The organism is Anaerosporobacter mobilis DSM 15930, assembly GCF_900142955.1.
Classification (GTDB): domain Bacteria; phylum Bacillota; class Clostridia; order Lachnospirales; family Lachnospiraceae; genus Anaerosporobacter; species Anaerosporobacter mobilis.
This window is the reverse complement of the sequence record NZ_FRCP01000038.1, coordinates 1-5,218: the sequence shown is the minus strand read 5'-3', so window position 1 is coordinate 5,218 and position 5,218 is coordinate 1. Positions and strand designations below refer to the sequence as shown.

Genomic DNA, 5,218 nt, shown 5'->3' with positions numbered 1-5,218 from the left:
ATCTTGAAATCCATGATACCTGTATTTCCCCAGAAATACACCATACCATCTTCTGTTACTACCGCTGAACATTGGTAACCAGAATAGATTCTTTTTATGTTTTTTACTTGTTTTAGATTATCAGGAATCGCACATTGCTTATTACGGGAATTACCCCAAGCAAACAATTCGCCTTTGTCATTCATCGCTAAAACATGATCCGCTCCAGCTGCTATTTGAACAACGTTTCCCATATTCTCTGGCATGTTCTTAATATCGATAACCGATGTAATCTTAGATTTACCCCAAACGAATACTTCACCATCATTCGATAAACCGACACTGAACGTAGAACCGATGGAGATTTCTTTGATATTTCCTTGTAACTTCTTAGGAACTTTCATCATATTAAATCCAGGAGCAACGTTTTGTTGCGTTTGCTCTTGATACGATAAATCAATATCATTTATCATCGGATAGATAAGTACACTAAGGAATATAAATAAAAATATGATTAAAGATGTCATAGCTACTTTATTCGCTACAAAATTCTTAATAATTGTTCGCATTGGACTTTGTAACTGCTCTTCCTCTAAGAAAGAGAGTTGTTTTCTACGATTCCCAAATAATAGGCCTATTAGGCTTACATGAGATCTCTTAGATTTCTTTTTTTCTTTACTCATCTCTCTCTTCCTCCTAATCTAACTTAACTCTAGGGTCAACCATGCAATATGCGATATCCATAACTAGATTTCCTAATAGAGCAATTATAACGTAAAACATCTGCATAGCTAATACAACCATGAAATCTTGTTGCATTAAACCATCAAATAATACTTTACCAATACCTGGCCATAAAAATATATTTTCTATAATAACAGAACCTGAGAATACACTCATAATCCAACCAGTAACGATCGTTACAATTGGAAGTAAGGCATTACGAAAAGCATGAGAATAGATAACAACTCTTTCTCTAACACCCTTCGCTCTCGCTGTTCTGATGTAATCCATACTTAATGATTCAATCATAGCGGCTCTTACATATCTTGTGATAGAACCAACAGAGCCTAATACGATAACTAAAACTGGTAACGCCATATGCCATAACGTATCAAAGAACTTTTGCATAGCCGTTCCAGAAAATCCAACCGAATTAACACCACTAACCGGGAAGATTGGAATCTTCACCGCCAATAAACAAATCAGAACCAATGATATAATAAAGGTCGGCAAACTATACCCGACGACGGAAAAAACCTGAACAACATTATCAAACGTGCTTCGCTTCTTAACAGCACATATAATACCTAACGGTATTGTTATTAGGAATACAACTACGATTGCCAACATATTCAGCTTCATTGTATTCTGTAACGGAGCCGCTACTACATCTATTACATCTTTACGATAATTAGAAGAATAGCCAAAATCACCTTGTAACATATTCGTAATCCATACAACATATTGTACGGGAATTGGTTTATCAAGGCCTAATCTTTCTCTTGCTTGTTGGTATTGCATCTCGTATACTTCTGGTTTCATACTAGCTTTTGAACCTTCTAGTAAAAGTCTTGCTGGATCACCAGGAACCATCTTATAAATTCCAAACATTAAGATTGACATTATAAAGAATACGAATACCATATACATTAAACGTTTTGCAATGTATTTTGCCATCTTATCCACACCTGCTTTCTTGCTATTTATGCTGACTATATTCCAATGAGATGCAACCATCTCTTATGGTCGCACAAATTGCGAGATATTTTCACACTTATTTACTACGCTTGTTAAAACATATACTGCTCTACTAAACTAACTATATATCTCTATTATCAAGGAAATAGGGCATTATTAGAATGCCCTATTTCCAGTTATATCAGTTTAAAATATATTAATTCAGACTATATTAATACGAAATAAAACTAATACGATTGATAAAAATTATTCTCAATTATTCAGTAACTGACATATAGATTAATGACATTCCAATATTGAATGTGTCATCACCAATATATCCTTGTACTTTTGGATTGAAGAATGTATGGTATTCATCTGAGTAAAGAGGAATATTTGGCATTTGTTCATTGATTTCTTTCATGATAGCTACCCATTTGTCAAGGTATCCTTCTTTATCACTTGGGTCTGTCTTAGTAAGATCATAACCCATGTTCATAATCTTATCATCCATCCAGAAGTTTGTATTGAAGTTACCTAAATAATTCTTACCTGTGTTATAGCTATACTCAAATTGTGGAATTGGAGTAAAACCAGTTCCTAAGTTATACATATGGAATTGTGGTTCATCAATTCCTTCACGGTAATAGTTGTTAAGTAGAGTAGGGAAGTCAACTACAGTTGTAGTTAATTTCATACCAGCTTTTTCCATTTCTCCTGGTAGCATAGTTGCAAGTAATTGAGCAACTGAGTTATCAGATGAAGCCCATTGAATTTCACAAGCCATTAATTCGCCATCAACATCTTTGTAACGTAATGTATCTGTTCCATCTACATAAGCTTCACCTTTTTCGTTAAGGTTCCAGCCATCAGCCTCAAGAACTTCTTTTGCTTTCTCGATACTGAATGAATAAGGATTTAATTCGCTATCAATAACATCTTTTCTTTCTTGGTACATCCATTGTCCAAGACCATATTCTGAATTAACTGAAGATCCGAAACCGCCAGTATATTGAGATACGTATGTTGTTCTATCTAAGCAGTATGCAATTGCTTGACGAACTGACTTGAACTGCGTTGGACCAAAATCAGTGTGGAATGCTAATAAGCCATAACCGTTTCTTAAGTAAGTTGCATAATCCGCTTTACCTTGATCAACTAAGTCAAGACCAGCGTTGATTGTATCTCCACCAGAAAGACCAACAAGTAAATCTACATTGCCAGCTGCTAACTCATCAAGTTGAGTAGCTTCTTCTGTGTATTTCATAATAACTTTTGCAATAGAAGGTTTCTTTCCTTCGTAGTTACCTTTGAACTTATCGTTAACTTCAAGAACAACTTCTTGATTTGTAGCATCATAGCTTACGAATTTGTATGGTCCACAAGTAACTGTAGGGTTATATCTTTCAGATGTCATAGGATCTTTGATAAGATCTGCTGTGTAATTATCTGATAAGTAGCAACCATTTCCGTCATCTTTGATTTCTACGCCTGGAGCATATACGGAGAAAGGAATTGGTGTAACTGCTGAAGCATATGCTTCAAAGTAAGTTGGCATATAGTCAGCTTTGATATCAACAGAGAATGTATAGTCATCAATTAAATGAATTCCTGAGAATTCCTTTGTATCTCCAGTGTTATAAGTATCAAAACCAACTAGTGTATTACCAGCTGTATTAGATCCTTCAATTTCAGCAAGTTCAGGTGATGCATAAATCATAAGGTTACCAACATAATCTTTTGCAGTGATTGGTGAACCATCAGACCATACAAGATCTTTGTTTATAGTGAACTTGAAAGTTTTAGATCCGTCTTCATTCAATGTAGTTTCTGGATCAGAAGCAAGTACAGTTGGATTATATACATATTCTGCAGCACTATTAAGTTCTGCTGTTCCATAGAAACTTGGATATGTTCCTAGTAATTGTTTTACTTTATAATCTGCACCGTTATTTCCCCAACCTTCGATAAAGCTACCATTGAATTCAGTAACATCACCAAGGATAATTTGTCCTGTAGGTTCTGCATTAGTTACATCAGTACTTGCATCATCTGTTGTAGTACCGTCTGTAGTTTCCGTTTTTGTTTCGTTCTTTTTGTTATTACTTGTTGAGCATCCAGCTAATACAGAAGCTGTAAGTGTCAAAGCAACTAACAACGCTAAGCCTTTTTTCTTCATAAAACTTCCTCCTGAGTATTTTTTACTATTTATTAATCAACACAAGTATTAACACAAACACAAGAAACTGACTTGGACCTCAAATCCGGTATCTATGCCATCTACTGTGTGAATAACCATTATGAATATGAATAAACATTATGTATATTCACTATTCTCAATCATAAAAGTAGCGTTCTACTCTTTTAAGTCATCTCAGCTTTACCACGATAAAGCATTAATATTAGAAAACGTAAATGTTACAAAAGGGTATCCTGGAACGCCAGAACACCCTTGTTCATTACATTTATAAATTGTACTATTATACAAATTGTTTGTCAACTATATTTTATATTACTTATTTTACCATAAATTATCTATATTTTCTCGTTTTGTATATTTATTCCGAATCTTTAGGCATTTCAACCATATTTTTTCCATATATTGTTTATATCTTGTATTAAGCCTTTTTTCTACTTTCATTTTCGACTTATTTATTTACCATTCTTTTAAAATAATGTGTATATTCCCTATATATACATATTATTTTAAAATTATACATTTCGTATTATATTACATATAATTCTACCTTTACCTGTTACTACATATTATATTCTCTTCTATATTAATATATAAAAAAGTACAAGTTCCATTAAAGAACTTGTACTTTCCTTTTTTGTTGATTCAAATATTATTTCATTCTACCTAGTTATGTTTTACTATGTTTCTCTTATGATGACAAGCAACAAAATGTCCTGGTGTCACCTCTTCGAATTCAGGTACCACTTTTTTGCAGATATCCGTACAATACTGACAACGAGTATGGAACTTACAACCTGTAGGTGGTTTAATTGGGCTAGGGATATCTCCTTCTATCAGGATTGTCTCTTTCTTATCATCAACATCTGTTGTTGGGATTGCTGATAACAAAGCCTCTGTATATGGATGCATTGGAGCAGCAAATAGATCTGGTGTAGTTGCTAACTCAACCATATTACCAAGGTACATAACACCGATACGATCACTAATATACTTGATAACACTTAAGTCATGGGAAATGAATAAATACGTTAAGTTTTCTTTTTCCTTCAAATCAAGTAATAGATTGATAATCTGTGACTGAATGGATACGTCAAGAGCAGATACTGCTTCATCGCATACAACAAACTTTGGTTTTAATGCAAGTGATCTTGCAATACCAATACGTTGTCTTTGTCCTCCTGAGAATTGATGAGGATAACGATGAATCATATACGGAGCAAGACCACAGTCGTCCATGACTTGCATGATATAATCTTGCATCTTATCTTTATTCTTATGGAATACTTTATGGGCATTCAAACCTTCACCAATGATCTGTCCAACTGACATTCGAGGATTTAAGGATGAATACGGATCTTG

General features: G+C 33.9%; 3 protein-coding genes and 1 pseudogene. All 4 read right to left on the bottom strand.

All coding sequences use genetic code 11. The annotated features are described in order from the left end of the window. Positions 1 to 662: pseudogene (locus BUB90_RS22895) on the bottom strand (ABC transporter permease subunit); the annotation flags it as partial. Positions 663 to 675: 13 nt separating this feature from the next. Beyond that, complete coding sequence (locus BUB90_RS22890; protein WP_073291978.1) at positions 676 to 1,659, bottom strand: ABC transporter permease; 984 nt, start codon at positions 1,657 to 1,659, stop codon at positions 676 to 678. A gap of 277 nt (positions 1,660 to 1,936) precedes the next feature. Continuing rightward, positions 1,937 to 3,838 carry an ABC transporter substrate-binding protein gene (locus BUB90_RS22885; RefSeq protein WP_073291976.1) on the bottom strand — a complete coding sequence of 634 codons (1,902 nt, stop codon included), beginning with the start codon at positions 3,836 to 3,838 and terminating at the stop codon, positions 1,937 to 1,939. Between the two features lie 684 nt (positions 3,839 to 4,522). Next, positions 4,523 to 5,218: oligopeptide/dipeptide ABC transporter ATP-binding protein (locus BUB90_RS22880; RefSeq protein WP_242952594.1), on the bottom strand; the 696-nt coding region annotated here is incomplete at its 5' end.

Excerpts from the sequence above, each read along its gene's own strand:
- BUB90_RS22890 (WP_073291978.1), bottom strand. The coding sequence starts at position 1,659 with ATGGCAAAATACATTGCAAAACGTTTAATGTATATGGTATTCGTATTC.
- BUB90_RS22885 (WP_073291976.1), bottom strand. The coding sequence starts at position 3,838 with ATGAAGAAAAAAGGCTTAGCGTTGTTAGTTGCTTTGACACTTACAGCT.